This window comes from Pseudomonas sp. B111 (genome assembly GCF_026428275.1).
GTDB lineage: Bacteria > Pseudomonadota > Gammaproteobacteria > Pseudomonadales > Pseudomonadaceae > Pseudomonas > Pseudomonas aeruginosa.
Map to the genome: position 1 here is coordinate 3,415,913 of NZ_CP097857.1, position 17,618 is coordinate 3,433,530.

The 17,618-nt window shown below is 66.1% G+C and carries 14 protein-coding genes and 2 pseudogenes; 8 read left to right on the forward strand and 8 right to left on the reverse strand.

The window, feature by feature from the left end; translation table 11 throughout:
- Positions 1-51: 51 nt before the first annotated feature.
- Together lapG and lapD are read left to right on the forward strand one after the other, a co-directional pair.
- Positions 52-765: a cysteine protease LapG gene (gene lapG, locus M6E97_RS15825; RefSeq protein WP_003140286.1), complete on the forward strand. Its 714-nt coding sequence runs from the start codon at positions 52-54 to the stop codon at positions 763-765.
- The gene (lapD, locus tag M6E97_RS15830; RefSeq protein WP_033938818.1) at positions 766-2,718 is read left to right on the forward strand and encodes a cyclic di-GMP receptor LapD; all 1,953 of its coding nucleotides are present in this window, start codon (positions 766-768) and stop codon (positions 2,716-2,718) included. It abuts the gene before it with no gap.
- A 106-nt stretch (positions 2,719-2,824) separates the two neighbouring features.
- Here lapD and lasI read toward each other — a convergent pair whose 3' ends face one another.
- Positions 2,825-3,430 carry an acyl-homoserine-lactone synthase LasI gene (gene lasI, locus M6E97_RS15835; RefSeq protein ID WP_003083017.1) on the reverse strand — a complete coding sequence of 202 codons (606 nt, stop codon included), beginning with the start codon at positions 3,428-3,430 and terminating at the stop codon, positions 2,825-2,827.
- 131 nt (positions 3,431-3,561) lie between these two features.
- On the opposite strand from lasI, the gene rsaL reads away from it, so the two are divergent.
- A complete protein-coding gene (gene rsaL / locus M6E97_RS15840; protein ID WP_003083010.1) occupies positions 3,562-3,804 on the forward strand; it encodes a quorum-sensing transcriptional regulator RsaL in 243 nt (80 codons plus the stop codon).
- Here rsaL and lasR read toward each other — a convergent pair.
- Positions 3,794-4,408 (reverse strand): annotated as a pseudogene (lasR, locus tag M6E97_RS15845) (transcriptional regulator LasR); the annotation flags it as partial. The gene rsaL and the pseudogene lasR sit on opposite strands and share 11 nt — an antisense overlap.
- Before the next feature lie 49 nt (positions 4,409-4,457).
- Between lasR and M6E97_RS15850 the strand changes: the two are divergent.
- Positions 4,458-5,438, forward strand: coding sequence for an IS5-like element ISPst7 family transposase (locus M6E97_RS15850; RefSeq protein WP_014595514.1), 981 nt, complete (start codon positions 4,458-4,460; stop codon positions 5,436-5,438).
- A 142-nt stretch (positions 5,439-5,580) separates the two neighbouring features.
- On the opposite strand, the pseudogene M6E97_RS15855 reads toward M6E97_RS15850, so the two are convergent.
- The 3 genes and pseudogenes from M6E97_RS15855 to M6E97_RS15865 all read right to left on the reverse strand — a co-directional run.
- Positions 5,581-5,709 (reverse strand): annotated as a pseudogene (locus tag M6E97_RS15855) (LuxR family transcriptional regulator); the annotation flags it as partial.
- Positions 5,710-6,159: 450 nt separating this feature from the next.
- Complete coding sequence (locus tag M6E97_RS15860) at positions 6,160-8,868, reverse strand: cation-transporting P-type ATPase (protein WP_033938819.1); 2,709 nt, start codon at positions 8,866-8,868, stop codon at positions 6,160-6,162.
- A 165-nt stretch (positions 8,869-9,033) separates the two neighbouring features.
- On the reverse strand, positions 9,034-9,465 hold the full coding sequence (locus tag M6E97_RS15865) for an acetyltransferase (protein WP_003082981.1): 432 nt from the start codon (positions 9,463-9,465) through the stop codon (positions 9,034-9,036).
- A 260-nt stretch (positions 9,466-9,725) separates the two neighbouring features.
- Here M6E97_RS15865 and M6E97_RS15870 point away from each other — a divergent pair, with 260 nt between their 5' ends.
- On the forward strand, positions 9,726-11,315 hold the full coding sequence (locus M6E97_RS15870; protein ID WP_033938820.1) for an antimicrobial peptide ABC transporter ATPase: 1,590 nt from the start codon (positions 9,726-9,728) through the stop codon (positions 11,313-11,315).
- On the opposite strand, the gene M6E97_RS15875 is transcribed toward M6E97_RS15870, so the two are convergent.
- Positions 11,281-12,897 (reverse strand): ATP-binding cassette domain-containing protein, encoded by a 1,617-nt coding sequence (locus tag M6E97_RS15875; protein WP_079381500.1) that lies wholly within the window; start codon positions 12,895-12,897, stop codon positions 11,281-11,283. The genes M6E97_RS15870 and M6E97_RS15875 overlap by 35 nt on opposite strands.
- Before the next feature lie 196 nt (positions 12,898-13,093).
- On the opposite strand from M6E97_RS15875, the gene M6E97_RS15880 reads away from it, so the two are divergent.
- Positions 13,094-13,429: a hypothetical protein gene (locus M6E97_RS15880; protein ID WP_033938822.1), complete on the forward strand. Its 336-nt coding sequence runs from the start codon at positions 13,094-13,096 to the stop codon at positions 13,427-13,429.
- On the opposite strand, the gene M6E97_RS15885 is transcribed toward M6E97_RS15880, so the two are convergent.
- Positions 13,387-13,998, reverse strand: coding sequence for a tRNA-uridine aminocarboxypropyltransferase (locus tag M6E97_RS15885; protein WP_033938823.1), 612 nt, complete (start codon positions 13,996-13,998; stop codon positions 13,387-13,389). The two genes, M6E97_RS15880 and M6E97_RS15885, sit on opposite strands and share 43 nt — an antisense overlap.
- 293 nt (positions 13,999-14,291) lie before the next feature.
- Here M6E97_RS15885 and bdlA point away from each other — a divergent pair, with 293 nt between their 5' ends.
- Entirely contained in the window at positions 14,292-15,545 is a 1,254-nt protein-coding gene (gene bdlA, locus M6E97_RS15890; protein WP_073647509.1) for a biofilm dispersion protein BdlA, read from the forward strand.
- 3 nt (positions 15,546-15,548) lie between these two features.
- Here the strand turns inward: bdlA and M6E97_RS15895 are convergent, their stop codons facing one another.
- Entirely contained in the window at positions 15,549-16,442 is an 894-nt protein-coding gene (locus tag M6E97_RS15895) for a LysR family transcriptional regulator (RefSeq protein WP_003087025.1), read from the reverse strand.
- 207 nt (positions 16,443-16,649) lie between these two features.
- Here M6E97_RS15895 and speB point away from each other — a divergent pair, with 207 nt between their 5' ends.
- Complete coding sequence (gene speB / locus M6E97_RS15900; RefSeq protein ID WP_003087022.1) at positions 16,650-17,609, forward strand: agmatinase; 960 nt, start codon at positions 16,650-16,652, stop codon at positions 17,607-17,609.
- Positions 17,610-17,618: the final 9 nt, after the last annotated feature.

A 17,618-nucleotide genomic window follows, 5' to 3' on the forward strand; every position in this document is an offset into this window, starting at 1 on the left:
GGCCGCCCGGCGCTCTCGTAGACTTCGCTGAGTCCTTCCGGAGCCCGCTCGATGTCCCCACCCCCCGGCGCCCGCCGGCCCTGCCCCAGGGCCTACGCCCCCTGGCTGCTGTCGCTGGCGGCGACATTGCTGCTGGCAGTCGGCGCGGCGCTGGCGCAGTGGGACCTGGAGTCGATACTGAGCCGTGCCGAGCAGCGCTACGGCGAGCTGGGCGCGGCGAAATCACGCCTGGGCGACTGGGGCCGCCTGCTCGAACAGGGCGGCACGCTCGACGAAGCGGCCAAGCTGCGCGCGGTCAACGACTTCTTCAACCAGTCGCTACGCTTCACCGACGACATCGAAATCTGGCAGCAGGAAGACTACTGGGCGACTCCGGTCGAGGCGCTGGTCAAGGGCGCCGCCGACTGCGAGGACTACGCCATCGCCAAGTACGTGACCCTGCGTCGCCTCGGCGTCGCCAGCGACAAGCTGCGCATCACCTACGTCAAGGCCCTGCGCCTGAACCAGGCGCACATGGTGCTGACCTGGTACGCCAGCCCGGGCGCCGACCCACTGGTGCTGGACAACCTGATCGGCGAGATCCGCCCCGCTTCGCAACGCGACGACCTGTTGCCGGTGTACGCCTTCAATGCCGAGGGCCTCTGGCTGCCCGGCGCCGACGGCGGACGCCGGACCGGCGACAGCAAGAAGCTGTCGCGCTGGCAGGACCTGCTGACCAAGATGCGCGCCGAAGGCCTCGACCTCGACGCACCCAAGGAGGATTGAATGTCACTGCTCAAGCAATTGTTCCTCGCCATCTGCCTGTTCCTCGTCGTCGCCTTCAGCGGCAGCTTCGTCAGCAGCGTGGAGAACTCCCGCGAGCAGTTGCGCGGCCAGTTGCGCTCCCACGCCCAGGACGCCGCCACCGCCCTCGGCCTGTCCCTGACGCCGCACGTGGACGACCCGGCGATGGTGCAACTGATGGTCAGCTCGATCTTCGACAGCGGCTACTTCGCCAGCATCCGGGTGATCGACATCAAGAGCGGCAAGCCGCTGGTCGAGCGCGTGCAGGCGCATGACGAGCGCACGGTGCCAGGCTGGTTCGCGCGCCTGGTGGATCTCCAGCCCCAGGGTGGCGACGCGCTGATCATGCGCGGCTGGGAACAGGCGGCGCGGGTCGAGGTGGTCAGCCATCCGCAATTCGCCCTGGCGCGCCTGTGGGACAGCGCCCTGGGCAGCCTCTACTGGTTGCTGGCCTGCGGCGCGGTGAGCCTGCTGCTTGGCGGCTGGCTGCTGCGCCGCCAACTGCGCCCGCTCGACCAGATGGTGCGCCAGGCCCATGCCATCAGCCGGCGGGAATTCCTCAGCCTGCCCAGGCTGCCGCGCACGCCGGAGCTGCGCCGCGTGGTGCAGGCGATGAACCAGATGGTGGAGAAACTTCGCACGCTGTTCGCCGAGGAGGCCGCGCGTAGCGACAAGCTACGCGCCCAGGCCTACCAGGACAGTCTCACCGGCCTGCCCAACCGGCGCCTGTTCGACGCCCGCCTCAACGAACAGCTGGGTGCCGGCGAGCACGAGCATGCCGGGCAGCTCCTGCTGCTGCGCCTGAACGACCTGAACGGGCTGAACCAGCGTCTCGGCGGGCAGCGCACGGATGAACTGATCCAGGCGGTCGCCCGCTTGCTGGTCGACTCCTGCGGCCAGCAAGGGCGCGCCGACTGGCTGCTGGCCCGCAGCCGTGGCGGCGAGTTCGCCGTGCTGTCTCCCGGTTGCTCCCGCGAGCAAGCCGAACGCCTGGCCGAGGAACTCTGCGAAGGCCTGGAGAACCTTGCCCGCACCGGTGCCAGCGATCTCACGCCGGTCGCCTATCTCGGTATCAGCGCGTTCGCCGAAGGCGACTCGCCCGCGGATCTCCTGGCCCGTGCCGACCAGGCCCTGGCCCAGGCCGAAAGCCAGCCCGCCCAGCCCTGGGCGAGCCAGGACGGCACCGCGCTCGCGGCGCTCAACGATAGCCAGGACTGGCACGACTGGATCGACCAGGCCCTGACGGAGCGCCGCCTGCTGCTCTATTTCCAGCCGGTGGTGGACTGCCTGGACACCCAGCGCGTCCTCCACCACAAGGTCCTCGCGCGCCTGCTCGACCCGCAGGCCACGGCCATCGCCGCCGGGCGCTTCCTGCCCTGGATAGAACGTTTCGGCTGGGCCGCGCGCCTGGACCTGGCGATGCTCGAACAGAGCCTGGAGCACCTGCGGCGCCATCCACGGCCGCTGGCGCTGAGCCTGTCGGCCGCCAGCGTCCGCAATGCGCAGGCGTTCGCCCCACTACTGGCCCTGCTCAAGGCGCATCCGCAGGAGGCGCGCCAGCTGACCCTGGAACTGGACGAGCGGCACCTGCCAGCCGCGGCCGAACTGGAGCGCCTCAGCCAGGTCCTGCGCGAACTGGGCTGCGGTCTCGGCCTGCAGCATTTCGGCGGTCGCTTCAGCCTGATCGGCAACCTTACCCATCTGGGGCTGGCCTACCTCAAGCTGGACGGCTGCTACCTGCATGCCGTCGACCGGGAAGGCGACAAGCGGTTGTTCATCGAAGCGGTCTATCGCACCACCCACAGCATCGATCTACCGTTGATCGCGGAACAGGTGGAAACCCACGGTGAACTCGAAGTACTGCGGGAAATGGGCTTGCGTGGCGCCATGGGACGCCTGTTCGGCAGCCCGGCGCCCTGGTCCGGGGATGCCTGATAGCGAGTCCGGAGCGGGTCGGACTCGCTTTACAGCGGATTCGGCATCGACGCCAGGCGCTCCCTCTCCGACAGAGAACGCGCCGGCGCGAGCCGACAGGTCCCCGTCATGAAACCGCCAGTCGCTGTTCCACCAGCACTCCCCCGTAAAGCGCGATCTGGGTCTTGGCATTGAGTTCGATGCGCAAGGCCACCGCGCGCTCGATGCCGATCTTCAGGTGCGGACCGAAGCGCGATACGTCCAGGCCGGCACGGATCATCATCTTCTCCACGCCTACGGTGGTTACCGTCACCAGCGTCTGGATGTCGTTCTGCAGGCTGTAGCGGGCCAGCGCGCGCATCGCCTCCAGCGTACAGTCGGAAAAGCCCAGCGAGCCTTTCTGTCCAGAGTTGATGGCGAAACGGCTGAGTTCCCAGATGTGCGGCGAGCAAGGCGCTTCCTTGCCGTGCAGAAGCTCCGGGAAGGTGTTCTTCAGCATGTAGGGGCCAGTGGTATCGAGAATTCGCCAGCAACCGAAAACCTGGGCTTCAGGAGTATCTTCCTGGATCAACATGTAATAAGGGCTGAGTGCGTCATAACCATCGATTTCCATCTCGTCGATGACACTAACGTCCCAGCCTTTGCGCTCCTTGAACACTTGAGCACGCAACTTGTGCATCTCGCCCAGCAGTTTTTTATCGAACTCTTCGCGCCGACCAATTTGTACGATCATCTTCACTTCCTCCAAATAGGAAGCTGAAGAATTTATGCAAATTTCATAATTTTATAACTAGCAAATGAGATAGATTTCGGTGAACCCGGACCCTTGCTAGGCTCGAAGAAACGTCCGAAAAGATCAGAGCAATGGCTTCACACGAGAGAACACAGCCCCAAAACATGGCCTTCCGGGCAAAGGCCACCCGCACCGCCCGACGGGAAAGCCAGGAAACTTTCTGGAGCCGCTTCGGGATAAGCCAATCCTGCGGCAGTCGTTTCGAGAATGGCGAGAACCTGCCCTTCCCTATATATCTGCTTTTGCATTTCTATATAGAAGGGCAAATTACCGATCGCCAGCTCGCCGACCTGAGAGGCAAGATCAGAGAGTAATAAGACCCAAATTAACGGCCATAATGGCCGCTACGCGGCGGGAGGTCACACCGAACTTCCGCCGAATGTTTCCCATATGGAAGTTCACATTGGCTTCCGAGCAGTTGCAGATAACCGATATCTCCCAACTGGTCTTGCCGATGGCGCACCACTGCAACACTTCCTTCTCCCGGCTGGTCAGAACCACCGGTTTGCTGACCGGATGTTCGAAGGCCAGTCCGGCACCGCTCTGCAGTGCGTAGTCCTTGAGCATCCACAGGGTCGGCAGGACCGACTCCATGAAACGGTTGGCCTCGGCCCGGTTTTCCGCTTCCACGCTGAGGCTCAGCGCGCCGAGTTCGCCGCGAGCACCATGCAGCGGCATGGTCAGCCCATACACCAGGCCGGCGGCCGAGGCTTCCTCGAAGAACTCGTGCTGCTTTCGCGTCTGGTAGATGGACGGTTCCCAGAAAATCGGCAGTACGCTCTGGGTACAGTGACTGACCGTCGGGTCGACCCGCGCGTAGCCAGCCCGGTCGTAATGCTCGCGCCAGGCGGCCGGGTAGTTGCCGACGATGAAGGCGTTCTCGTAGTCCTGGCTGTCCTTAGGGACAGTCTGAAAAAGACTTTCTGATTTTGGCAAAATAGCCGAACGCCACCCACCGAGTTTTCTGATGAAGCAGATGACCTTCGCCGATGCCGAGTACGCCGGCAAGCGCAAGCAGACCCGCAAAGAGCTGTTCCTGATCGAGATGGATCGGGTGGTGCCGTGGAAGGGGTTGATTGCCCTGATCGAGCCGCATTACCCCAAGGGTGAAGGTGGCCGTCCGGCGTACCCGTTGATGGCAATGCTGCGGGTTCATCTAATGCAAAACTGGTTCGGTTATAGCGATCCAGCGATGGAGGAGGCACTGTACGAGACCACCATCCTGCGGCAGTTCGCGGGGCTGAGCCTGGAGCGTATCCCCGACGAAACCACCATCCTCAACTTCCGTCGCCTGCTGGAGAAACACGAACTGGCTGCTGGCATCCTGGCCGTGATCAATGGCTACCTGGGTGACCGTGGCCTGTCGCTGCGCCAAGGCACCATCGTCGATGCCACGCTGATCAATGCGCCGAGTTCGACCAAGAACAAAGACGGCAAGCGCGACCCAGAGATGCACCAGACCAAGAAGGGCAACCAGTATTACTTTGGCATGAAGGCCCACATCGGCGTCGATGACGAATCGGGCCTGGTGCATAGCGTGGTAGGTACGGCGGCTAACGTGGCGGACGTCACCCAGGTCGACAAGTTGCTGCATGGCGAGGAAAACGTGGTCTGCGCCGATGCGGGTTATACCGGCGTCGAGAAGCGTGCCGAGCATGATGGCCGCGAAGTGATTTGGCAGGTGGCAGCACGGCGCAGCACTTACAAAAAGCTGGGCAAGAGCAGCGCGCTGTACAAAGCCAGACGCAAGATCGAGAAAGCCAAGGCTCAGGTACGGGCCAAGGTTGAGCACCCGTTTAGGGTGATCAAGCGGCAGTTCGGTTATGTGAAGACGCGCTTCCGTGGCTTGGCCAAGAATACTGCGCAACTGGTGACGCTGTTCGCGTTGTCGAACCTGTGGATGGCACGCCGACATTTGCTGACCAATGCAGGAGAGGTGCGCCTGTAATGCAGGAAATGGCCGCCGCGAGGTGTTCTCGGCGGCTAGAAACACCGAAATGAGCTGGTTATCTGATCGTTTTTGATCGGTTTGCCGCTTTCAAAATCGGCGGAGGCTGAAGTCAGCCGGAAATGCATGGCTACTTCAGACCATCCTTAGGCAACAGGCCGAAGAGGATCTTCGAGAATCCAAGGTCGCTCGCCATCTTCTGCAGGATGGCGCTCCACTCCAATTTTCCACTTGAGCGTTCCAGCTCAAGAAAACCGTCAACCAAGGCCATAGCGCTACGTTCTTCTTAAACTATTAAACAATCAGCCAAATATGGATTCGGCACCCGATATCCGGCACGTTGTACGGCAGTCCGAGAATCCCGGCTTCCTGCCGAGGCGCATGCGCCCGTGCCCGACGACCCCTGAAGATGTCCAGTCAGCCCACTCTATAGAGTTGGCGTTGTGCCGGAAAGGCACATTTCAGTCCCACTTAACAATAGACCGCGGCGTTTGATGCACCTAGTACGATACCCGTCCTAGAGGGTAAGCAAACGTTTAAATGTGATCTAGATCACATTTTATGCGAACTGAATACCCAGTCACGCCTGGTCCCCGGGTTCACTGTCGGCCCATCGCCACGCGTGCGACCGCTCTCGGCCGGGCGATCCGAGGCGCAGTCGTCGGTGCGCGGCGCACGGGCAAAGGCACAGCGCCGTGGCCAAAGGGGCGACCTCGCGGCATCAGGCCTGCCGGGCACGAACCCGGCGACATAGCCACTTTTCCAGTTCGGCGACGCAGAACAGGCCAAGCCCGGCCAGCAGCACCCGCGCCCACTCGCCCGGGGCCAGGCCGACCGAGCCGAACAGCGCCTGCAACGGCGGCGCGTAGGTATAGAGCAGTTGCAGCACCACGCAGGCGGCGATCGCCAGCAAGACCTGGCGGTTGCCGAACAGGCCCTCGCGGCTGAGCACCGAATCGTAGATATGCCGGCTGTTGAGCAGGTAGAACATCTCGCACACCACCACGCTGTTCACCGCCATGGTCCGCGCGCGCTCCAGCCCGGTGCCATGCTCCAGCTCCCAGAGGAACAGGCCCAGGGCGCCCGCCATCATCAGCAGCGAGACCAGCAGCACCCGCCAGACGAAGAACAGCGACAACAGGGGCTCCGCCGGCGGGCGCGGCGGACGCTGCATCAGGCCGCGCTCGGCCGGATCGAAGGCCAGCGCCAGGCCCAGGGTGCTGGAGGTGACCATGTTGATCCAGAGGATCTGCGCCGGCGTCATCGGCAGGGTCAACTGGAACAGGATCGCGGCGATCACGATCAGCGCCTCGCCACCGTTGGTCGGCAGCATGAAGAGGATGAATTTCTTCAGGTTGTCGTAGACCGCCCTTCCCTCGCGCACGGCATTGGCGATGGTGGCGAAATTGTCGTCGGCGAGGACCACCTCGGCCGCCTCCTTGGCCGCCTCGGTGCCCTTGTTGCCCATCGCTACGCCGACGTCGGCGCGCTTCAGCGCCGGCGCATCGTTGACCCCGTCGCCGGTCATCGCCACCACCTCGCCGCTGGCCTGCAGGGCCTGCACCAGGCGCAGCTTGTGCTCGGGGCTGGCGCGGGCGAACACATCGACGCTCGGCAGCACTTCGCGCAGGCGCTGGTCGTCGAGCAGTTCGATCTCCGCGCCGGTCAGCGCCGGCCGGTCGATGCCGATCCCGAGCATGGCGCCGATCGCCCGCGCGGTGTCGACGTGGTCACCAGTGATCATCTTCACCGCGATACCCGCCGCCTGGCATTCGGCGACCGCGGCCACGGCCTCCTCGCGCGGCGGATCGATGATGCCCACCAGGGCCAGCAGGGTGAAGCCATGTTCCACGTCGGCGAAATCCAGCGTGCGCTGCTCCGCCGGCATCGCCCGTCGGGCGATGGCCAGCAGGCGCAGGCCGCGAGCGGCGGTGTCGGTGGCCAGGCGCCGCCAGTAATCCGGGTCCAGCGGCCGCACCGAGTCGCCCACCCGTTCAGCCTCGCACATGTCGAGGATGCGCTCCGGCGCGCCCTTCAGGTAGACCATCGCCTGGCCCGCGTGGTCGTGGTGCAGGGTGGCCATGAAGCGATGCTCGGACTCGAACGGAATCGCATCGCTGCGTGGCCGTTCCGCCGCCAGCGCCTGCGGATCGAGGCCCAGCTTGAGGCCGAGGCTGAGCAGCGCGCCTTCGGTGGGGTCGCCCTCCAGTTGCCATGCCTCGCCCTCCTGGTGCAGGCGCGCCTCGTTGCACAACAGCGCCGCACGACCGATCTCCTGCAGATCGTCGCGTCCGGCGGGATCGAGGCCTTCGCCGTTGTGGCTGAAACCACCCAGCGGAGCGTAGCCGGCGCCGCTGACCTCGATCACCTGGTCGGCGGTGACGATACGCTGCACGGTCATCTCGTTGCGGGTCAGGGTGCCGGTCTTGTCCGAGCAGATCACCGTCACCGAACCCAGCGTCTCCACCGCCGGCAGGCGGCTGACGATGGCGTTGCGCCGGGCCATGCGCTGTACGCCGAGGGCGAGGATCACCGTCATGATCGCCGGCAGTCCCTCGGGAATCGCCGAGGCGGTCAGCGCCACCACCAGCATGAACATGTCCACCATCGGCTGGCCCTGCCAGAGGGTGCCGAGGACGAAAGTGGCGCCGGCCAGCAGCAGGATCGCCAGGGCCAGCCAGCGACTGAAGCTGGCGATCTGTCGCAGCAGCGGAGTGGCCAGGGTGCGGACTTCGCGCAACAGCGTACCGATCCGGCCCAGTTCGGTATCCCCGGCGGTGGCGACCACCACTCCGCGCGCCTGGCCGCTGGTCACCAGGGTGCCGGAATAGGCCATGCAACGGCGGTCGCCGAGCAGCGCGTCGATGGCCACCGCGACGCAGCCCTTCTCCACCGGCACCGACTCGCCGGTCAGGGCCGACTCGTCGACATGGAAGTTCTTCGTTTCGAACAGCCGCAGGTCGGCCGGCACCCGGTCGCCGGAGGCCAGCAGCACCACGTCGCCCGGTACCAGGCGTTCGGCGTCCAGCGCCTGGCGCTGGCCGTCGCGCAGGACCAGGGCATGCAGCGAAAGCATGTCGCGGATGGCGTCCAGCGCGTTGGCCGCCTTGCCCTCCTGGACGAAACCGATCAGCGCGTTGACCACCACCGCCAGGAGGATTACCGCACTGTCCACCCAGAAGCCGAGCAGCGCGGTGACCAGCGAGGCGAACAGCATCATGTACAGCAGGACGTTGTGGAACTGCCGCAGCAAGCGCAGCAGCGGCCCCTGGCGTTTCGGCGCGGGCAACCGGTTGTAGCCGTGCGCCGCCAGGCGGCGGGCGGCCTCGTCCGCGTCCAGGCCGGCGGCGGAGCTGTGCAATCGTTCCAGCACCCGTTGCGGCGGGCTGGCATGGGCGTCGCGGGAAGACAGGGGTGGGATGCCGTTCATGGGATTCCTGCGCCTCGTTCTGATGAACAGAACTATCGGGCAGGCCTGCGCCGCAACGTTTGACCTGTCTCAAACGGATGCTTGCAGTTGAAAGCATCTGGCCGGGGAAAACTTTTCCGGATGTTGCGCGGCACCTCGCCCCACGTGGCGAGGTGCCGCGCCCTCCTAGAGGCTCATGTGCAGCAGCGGGAACGGCCGCCCCGCCGAGTCGGTCGCGGAGCGGCCGGTCTGGCGGAACCCATAGTGTCGATAGAAACCGCAGGCCTGCGGGTTCTGCTCGTTGACATCGACGCTCAGGCGCGGCCAGGTCGCCCGCGCATGATCGAGCAGGCGTCGGCCGATACCCCGGCCGCGCAGCCCGGGTTCGACGAAGAGCATCTCGACATGCGCCTGGTTCAGGCCAATGAAGCCCTGGGCCACGCCGTCGTCGTCGACCAGCACCCAGACCTCGACGGCCGGCAGGTACAGGTCGCGGACCTGTGGGTAAAGCTCGACGATGTCCGCTTCACTGAGAAAGTCGTGGGTCGCGCGGACGGAACGTTCCCACAGGTCGACCAATGCCGTGTTGTCGGCGTCGACGCGCTTGCGAATGTGCATGCTGGATTCCTTTATCCGAAAGATTCCAGGTAGAACGAAAGGCAGCCGCGACCGCCAGGCCGGGCGCCACGCTGAGGTTCGTCGCCTGGATGCCCGTGGCGCGAATCAACGCATGGACGGTGCACAGCGGCGACGACGAGGGAGGAAGGGAGCGCCATCCTAGAAGAAAACGACCGGTCGGAACAGCCGCGCTTCTCATGCTTTTCCCGAAACGACGAATGAACGACACTGCGCCCGACTCTATTCTCCCGGTATCGCCCATGCCCAGCTCCCCGCTTCCTTCCGGCCGCAGGCTGCCCGCTTGCGCCTTCGCCGACATCGGCGAGCCCTACGCCGTGTTTCAGGCTCCCGGCGGCGCGCTCCTCGCGGTGGCCAGCGCCTTTCATGGGCAACACCCGGGCCGACAGCTCGACGTCTACGAACAGAGCCTGCGCCTGTACCGCGGCGGCGACCTCGAATGCATCGCCGTCCTGCCGGACCTGGGCTTTCCGCTCAACGCCATCGCCTGGCACCCGAGCCGGCCCGTACTGGTGATCGGCGGCGGACGCTACGACGGCGGCGCCTTCTTCGAAGGCGGTCTGCTGGCCTGGGACTACGCGAGCGGCAAGATCCAATCGCTGCTCGCCGACAACCGCGAAGTGCTCGCCTGCGACTTCGAGGACGACGGCCGGCGCCTGACCTTCACCGTCGCCCCCAGCGACGACCTGGAGGACCGACCGTTGTTCCGCCAGCGCCATTCGCTAGCCTTTCCGGTCGACGCCCCACTGGTGCTGGACGACCTGCCCGGCACCCGCCTGCCCTTCGACTGGGCCCTCTACCCTGCCTCGACACAACGCGAAGCAGCGCTGCCGATCCTGGAAAACCTCGCCCTGGGCAAAGATCGGCGGTTCCTGCATCGTCCACCGGTATGGGACCTGTGCTTTCTCGACGGACAACGCCTGGCCATCGCCCGCGCCAGCCCCCGGCTCGAGCTCTGGAATCTGGCCGACGACAGCCTGCGCAGCTTCGAACTGGCCGAACGGGGCCAGTGCCTGCAGGTCTTCCATAACGCCACGGACGACAGCCTGCTGGTCAATCTGCAACTCGGGTATGCCGCCCAGCGACTGTTCAAGGTGCCGCTAACGCCGGGACAACCGCTGCTCCTGAGCGACTGCCGCCATCTGCTGGCGCAATCCGCCCAAGGCGGTTTTCTCGCCCGCCAGATCGCCCTCGAGGGCAAAGACCTGGAAGACCTCGTGCTCGACCCGGCCGGCCGGATCGTCCACAGGCGCCGTCTCGGACACTACGACCTGTTCAACCACCATCTGCGCATCGACCGTGGCGAAGCCTTCTTCTACCTGGCCGGCAATCCGCCGGAGCAGCACCAGGACAAGGGCCTGTTCCGCCTCGACCCGCAGACCTTCAAGACCCGCGAAGTGCTACGCCTGGAGCGCCACCCGGAGCACTTCAACAACCTGCACGGCTGCCTGCTGGGCAATCGCCTGCTGCTCAACGCCAAGGTCTACAACTCGCCGCATCACGCCTACGGTACCCAGCGCCTGACCTGCTACGACCTGGAGAGCCGCGGCACGCTCTGGGGCGCGACCCTGTCCGCCCAGGTCAGCGCCTTCGCGCCGTTCCCCGGCGGACAATGGATCGCACTGGCGCTGGTCGATGGTCAGGTCGAGGTACGCGACCTCGCCAGCGGCGAATGTCGCTGGCGCTACCGCACGGCAGACGCCATACCGCTGTGCCTGGCAGTCAGCGACAAACTCCTCGCCATCGGTTTCAGCCACGGCGGAGTCAGCCTCCTGCAGATCGCGGCGGATGGCCAGCTCATCGGTCCTCCAGGCGCCAACCCGCGGCAGTAGCCCGCAGTTCGCCGTCCAGCGCCAGGTGGCGGAGAAACACCGGGTCGTGGGACACCACCAGCAAGGCCCCACGGAACTGCCCGAGCATGCTTTCCAGGGCCTGCCGCGCAGCCAGGTCGAGGTGGTTGTCCGGCTCGTCGAGCAATAGCAACTGCGCCGGCCGGTCGGCATAGAGCACCAGGGCCAGGGCCGCCTTCAAGCGTTCGCCGCCGCTCAGCGTCGCGCACGGCTGGGAGAGCCGTTCGGCCGGCAAGCCGAGTTGCGCCAGGCGCGTGCGCAGCCAGCTTTCGCCGCGACTGCGATTGACCTCCAGCAACTGCTCCAGCACGCCTCGCCCGTGGTCCAGCACGCTCAGCCGCTGGTCGAGATAGGCGGCGCCCACCGTCACCGCGCAGGTTCCCGCCAGCGGCGCCCGTTGCCCGGCCAGCAGCCGCAGCAGGGTCGACTTGCCGCTGCCGTTCGGGCCGACCAGCGCCAGCCGTCGCGGACCGCTCAGGAGCAGGTCGATTTCGCGCAACGGCCCGCGCAGATGCGGCAGGACCGCGCCCTTCAACTCGACGATCCGGCGCTGCGCCGCCAGTTCGGCATCGGGCGAATCGAGCAGCAGCGGCGACGCCTCCTCGACCTCCCGGGCAGCCTCGCGCACCTCGCGGTCGAGGCGCTCGCGCTCCGCCTGGTGGGCATTGCGCAGCTTGCCGGCGCTGACCTCGCTACGTTCCCTGAACCCACCGAGCAGGATCTTCGCCTGGTTCGCCGTCTTGCCTTCGCGCCGGCCGCTGGCCTGGCGCCGCTCCTGGCGCTGCTGCTGTTCGCGCATGGCCAGGGTCTGCCGCTTGCGCTCCAGACGACGCTGGTCCAGGCGGCGCTCGGCGGCCTCGCGCGCCTCCTCCCGGCTCTGCGCGTAGAAGGAATAGCCGCCGCCATAGCTGCGCAGGCCGAGGGTCGACAGCTCGACGATCCGCTGCATGCCCTCGAGCAGTTCGCGGTCATGGCTGACCAGCAGCAGGCCGCCGTCCCAGGCCGCCAGCCGCGCCCGCAACAAGGCGCGCGCCGGCCCGTCGAGAGGGTTGCTCGGTTCGTCGAGGATGAGGAAGTCGGCGTCGTCGAGGAATGCGCCGAGCAGCGCTACGCGCATGCATTCGCCGCCGCTCAGGCGTTCGCTCGGGGTATCCGCGCGGAGATGGCCGAGCCCCTCGGCGGCCAGGGCGTCGGCCAGGCGTTGGCGGATGTCCCAGCGCTCGCCCAGGCATTCGTAGTCGGCGTCGTCGAGGCTACCCGCCTCGATCCGCGCCAGCGCCTCCAGCCATGGGCGGACGCCAGCCAGGTCGGCGACGGTCGGATACTCGGCCGGATCGAGCTGCTGCGCCAGGTAGCGCACGCGCCCCTGGCGCCGGACGCTGCCGCTGGACGGCTGCAAGTGTCCGGCGAGCAGGCGCGCGAGCAGCGACTTGCCGACGCCGTTGCGTCCCACCAGCCCGGTGTGCCGGGTGTCGAAGGTTTCGTCGAGATCGGAAAACAGAAGGCTGCCGTCCGGCAGCTGGAAAGAGACGCCATCGAGCGTCAGGGTCGACGTATTCGTCATGGATACCCCCTTGATGCCATGCATTCCCCCGGGCCCTCGGGCCAGGGACGGAAAACCGGCCGTGCGGACACGGCAGCATCAAGTGCGCATCGGACGAACACCTCGTAAGGAAGGAAAGACCGCGGCAGTCTACTCCGACCATGCGGTCCCGCCAATCGGGCATACTTTTCGCTTTCGACAGACACGACCGACCGACATGGCCAGACTGCGCATCGCCGAACTCTTCGAACAGGAACCCTCGCGCTGGGGTGGCCGTGGCGACCCCTACCTCTGGCAGGAAATGGCCGGGCAACTGGCGGACGCGCCCTGGCCGGCCTCCGCCGCGGCCCTGGAACGCCTGCTCGGCGAGACCTTCGAGCGCCTCAGCGGCCATCCGCTGGAATACGATGCCCTGATCTACCTCGCGCGCCACGCCCACGGCGGCATGTCCAGCGGCATGGTCAGCCCGGAGTTCTGGCGCGAAACGGCGATCCCGGAACTGCTCGACCGCTATCGGCGGCGGCGCTCCTGGCTGAGATGGTTGCGCCGGTAGGTATCCTCGCCCATCGCCGCGATCTGCCCCTCGATCAGGGCATCGAATGGCTTCAGCAGGGCTTCGTGGGTACGCGGCGCCTCCAGTTCGTCGAGCGCCGCGGCGATTGCCTCGATGGTCGACAGCGCGCCCTCTCCCGGCGCCTTGCGCAGGCGATAACGCGACGCCATGCCTTCGGCCAGGCTCACCCGCGGCAGGGCCGCCAGGGCCGAGTTCAGGTGCAGCAGCTTGCGCGCCTTGCGCCAGGTGCCGTCCGGCACCACCAGCAGGAGGGGCTCGCCGGCGGCCTCGGCGGCCATCCCCGCCAGCGCTCGCGCCTGCTCGCCGGGAAACAGCAGGCAGGCCCGGTAGCCCGGTACCCGCCAGGTCTCCTCGGCGAAACGCTCGCCGACCCGCAATTCCGCATTGCGCAAGCCGAGCACGGCCAACCCTGCGGTATTCAGCGCGTGCCCGACCTCGCTGGGGTGCTGCAGGACCAGCACCCGCGTACGCGACGGCAAGGAGGGAATCAATGCGCAGAGGCAGTGGCTGGCGGGGCGAGCGCAACGCTCGCAGCGGATACGTGACATGGGACGACTCCTGGAAGGGGCCCAGTGTGCCACAGGCGGAGAGGCATTCTCTCGCTCGCAAAAACGTCATATTTCCGACGAATGGCGGTAACTTTCTTAACCCATTAAGAATAACGACGAATTTTTGTCGTTCGATGAAAAAATACAATCGCCCCGCCCTCTCAACTCCCGTCCGTCCGCGCCGAAGACTGGGATGAGCCCCTCTCTATCCAAGGATGTTTCTCATGTTCACTCGCAAGTACCGACAGATGAACGCCGACTTGCAACAGCAACTCGCCGCCGAGCGCCTGCACATGGCAGCGCTGGACCGCTCCATGGCGCGCGTGGAGTTCGACCCCGACGGCAACATCACCGATGCCAATGAGAATTTCCTGACCCTGCTGGGCTACCGCCGCGACGAGATCCTCGGCAAACCGCATCGCCAGCTTTGCGACGGCGCCTACGCGCAATCGGAAGACTACCGGCGCTTCTGGGAACGCCTGCGGCGCGGCGAACACTTTTCCGGCCGCTGCAAACGCCTCACCCGCGAGGGCCGGCCGCTCTGGCTGGAAGCCACCTACAACCCCGTACGCGACGAGCAGGGTCGACTGCTCAAGGTGGTCAAGTACGCCAGCGACATCGATGCCATCGTCCACCAGGAACACGAGATGCAGAGCAAGCTGGATGCCCTGTCCCGCTCGATGGCGATGATCGAGTTCGACCTCGACGGCAATGTCCTCGCGGCCAACGACAACTTCCTCGCCACCATGGGCTATGGCCGAGCCGAGCTGGCCAGCGCCAACCACCGCCAGTTCTGCGAACCGGGCTACCGCGACGGCCCGCAGTACGCCGACCTCTGGCGCCGCCTGAATCGCGGCGAGTACGTCACCGGGCAGTTCCGCCGGGTCCACCGCAACGGCCAGCCGGTCTGGCTGGAAGCCAGCTACAACCCGGTCTACGACGCCGACGGCAAGCTGTTCAAGGTGGTCAAGTTCGCCAGCGACGTCAGCGACCGCATGCGCCGCTACCAGGCCGAGGCGGACAACGCCCACCAGGCCCACACCCTGTCCACCGAGACCCGCACCGTCGCCGAACACGGCGCGCTGATCATCCAGAGCGCGGTGGAGGAAATGCTCAAGATCGCGAATACCCTGGATGCTTCCTCGCTGAACATCGGCGAACTGTCACAGCACTCGCAACAGATCACCTCGATCGTCAACACCATCCGCGAGATCGCCGAGCAGACCAACCTGCTCGCCCTCAATGCCGCCATCGAGGCCGCCCGCGCCGGCGACCAGGGTCGCGGCTTCGCCGTGGTGGCCGACGAGGTGCGGCAACTGGCGGAGCGCACCAGCAAGTCGACCAAGGAGATCGCCGACATGATCGGTCGCATCCAGACCGGCACCCGCAGCGTCATCGACGACATGCAGCACAGCCAGGAACAGGCGCGGCGCGGCGTGGAGCTGGCCAACGAGGCCGGCACGGCGATCCTCGGCATCCGCGAGAGCACGCACAAGGTGGTGGAGGCGGTGCAGCAGTTCTCGCGCACCCTCAACGCCGATCTCTAGGGCTCAGGCCAGGCTCATCTGCGTCCGCAACTGGTCGCGGAAGGCCTGGATCAGCGGCTCGCGCGAGCGGCCGCGGCGGAGGATCAGGGAGAATGGCGCCTGGTAGCCGAAGGTCGCCGGCAGCAGGGCGCGCAGACGGCCCTGCTCGACCCACGGGTGGGCGTAGTGCTCCGGCAGGTAGCCGATGTAGCCGCCGGACAGGATCAGGATCAGTTGCGCCTCCATGCTCTCCACCGTCCCCGCGCTGTGCTTGAAGCCGTGCCGGGCCAGCTCGGCCTGGCTCCAGTAGCCGCGGCCGACCATGCGTTGCTGGGTGATCAGGTCGGCGGGAATCCTCCGCCCGTCGAACAGCGGATGCCGGTCGCTGCAGTACAGCCAGTGCTGTTCGCGGTACAGCGGCTGGTAGACCAGTCCGTTCATGCGACTGGAAAAGGCGCCGATGGCCAGGTCCTGGCGGTTCTCCAGCACGCTCAGTTGCAGTTCGTAGGGGCTCTGCACCAGCAGGTGCAGGTGCACCGCCGGGTGTTCGCGGCTGAAGGCGCCGATCACCTCGGCCAGCGGCAGCGCCGGGTCGCTCACCGTGGAATCGAGCACACCGAGGTTCAGGGTGCCGCGCAGCTCGCCCTTCAACGCCAGCGCGTAGCGTCCGAAGCCTTCCAGTTCGCCGAGGATGCGCAGGGTCTCCTGGTGGAACAGCTCGCCCTTGCTGGTCAGGCTGAAGCCGCCGCGGCCACGGTGGCAGAGCACGATGCCGAGCTGGTTCTCCAGTTGGCTCATGTAGGTGCTGATCGCCGAGGTCGATAGGTTCAACTCCTGCTGGGCGGCGGCGAAGCCCTGGTGGCGCACCACCGCGGCGAAGATGCGCAACAGGCGCAGGTCGGGCAAGGCGTTGGACACGGCGACTCCGGTTTGCGGGGCGAGGATTTCGAACTGCGGGCCGAGGCAAAGGCCGCCGTCCGGGCTCGGCGGCGAAGTCTAGCCGCTTCGCCGTTAGTTTAGAAATCTCTGAACTGATTATTTGTAGCCAGCGATTTGACTCGCTACCGGCTGTGAAGAGAATCCGTCCGACCCCTAAAACAACCACAACGACCGTGAGGCCACCCCGTGGACAAGAATCTCCACCAGCCCCTGGGCGGCAATGAAATGCCCCGCTTCGGCGGCATCGCCACCATGATGCGCCTGCCCCATGTCCAGTCCCCCGCCGAACTCGACGCCCTCGATGCCGCCTTCGTCGGCGTGCCCCTCGACATCGGCACCTCGCTGCGCTCCGGTACCCGCTTCGGCCCCCGCGAGATCCGCGCCGAATCGGTGATGATCCGTCCCTACAACATGGCCACCGGCGCCGCCCCCTTCGACTCGCTGAACGTGGCGGACATCGGCGACGTCGCGATCAACACCTTCAACCTGCTGGAAGCCGTGCGCATCATCGAGCAGGAATACGACCGCATCCTCGGTCACGGCATCCTCCCGCTGACCCTCGGCGGCGACCACACCATCACCCTGCCGATCCTCCGCGCGATCAAGAAGAAGCACGGCAAGGTCGGCCTGGTCCACATCGACGCCCACGCCGACGTCAACGACCACATGTTCGGCGAGAAGATCGCCCACGGCACCACCTTCCGCCGCGCGGTGGAAGAAGACCTGCTGGATTGCGACCGCGTGGTGCAGATCGGCCTGCGCGCCCAGGGCTACACCGCCGAGGACTTCAACTGGAGCCGCAAGCAGGGCTTCCGCGTGGTGCAGGCCGAGGAGTGCTGGCACAAGTCGCTGGAGCCGCTGATGGCCGAGGTCCGCGAGAAGGTCGGCGGCGGCCCCGTCTACCTGAGCTTCGACATCGACGGCATCGACCCGGCCTGGGCGCCCGGCACCGGCACCCCGGAAATCGGCGGCCTGACCACCATCCAGGCGATGGAAATCATCCGCGGCTGCCAGGGCCTGGACCTGGTCGGCTGCGACCTGGTCGAAGTCTCACCGCCCTACGACACCACCGGCAACACTTCGTTGCTGGGCGCCAACCTGCTCTATGAAATGCTCTGCGTCCTCCCGGGCGTGGTGCGTCGCTGAGCCGTAGCG

Bases quoted from the DNA above. Each gene is read 5' to 3' on its own strand.
- lapG (WP_003140286.1), top strand. From the start codon at position 52: ATGTCCCCACCCCCCGGCGCCCGCCGGCCCTGCCCCAGGGCCTACGCC.
- lapD (WP_033938818.1), top strand. From the start codon at position 766: ATGTCACTGCTCAAGCAATTGTTCCTCGCCATCTGCCTGTTCCTCGTC.
- lasI (WP_003083017.1), bottom strand. From the start codon at position 3,430: ATGATCGTACAAATTGGTCGGCGCGAAGAGTTCGATAAAAAACTGCTG.
- rsaL (WP_003083010.1), top strand. From the start codon at position 3,562: ATGGCTTCACACGAGAGAACACAGCCCCAAAACATGGCCTTCCGGGCA.
- M6E97_RS15850 (WP_014595514.1), top strand. From the start codon at position 4,458: ATGAAGCAGATGACCTTCGCCGATGCCGAGTACGCCGGCAAGCGCAAG.
- M6E97_RS15860 (WP_033938819.1), bottom strand. From the start codon at position 8,868: ATGAACGGCATCCCACCCCTGTCTTCCCGCGACGCCCATGCCAGCCCG.
- M6E97_RS15865 (WP_003082981.1), bottom strand. From the start codon at position 9,465: ATGCACATTCGCAAGCGCGTCGACGCCGACAACACGGCATTGGTCGAC.
- M6E97_RS15870 (WP_033938820.1), top strand. From the start codon at position 9,726: ATGCCCAGCTCCCCGCTTCCTTCCGGCCGCAGGCTGCCCGCTTGCGCC.
- M6E97_RS15875 (WP_079381500.1), bottom strand. From the start codon at position 12,897: ATGACGAATACGTCGACCCTGACGCTCGATGGCGTCTCTTTCCAGCTG.
- M6E97_RS15880 (WP_033938822.1), top strand. From the start codon at position 13,094: ATGGCCAGACTGCGCATCGCCGAACTCTTCGAACAGGAACCCTCGCGC.
- M6E97_RS15885 (WP_033938823.1), bottom strand. From the start codon at position 13,998: ATGTCACGTATCCGCTGCGAGCGTTGCGCTCGCCCCGCCAGCCACTGC.
- bdlA (WP_073647509.1), top strand. From the start codon at position 14,292: ATGGCAGCGCTGGACCGCTCCATGGCGCGCGTGGAGTTCGACCCCGAC.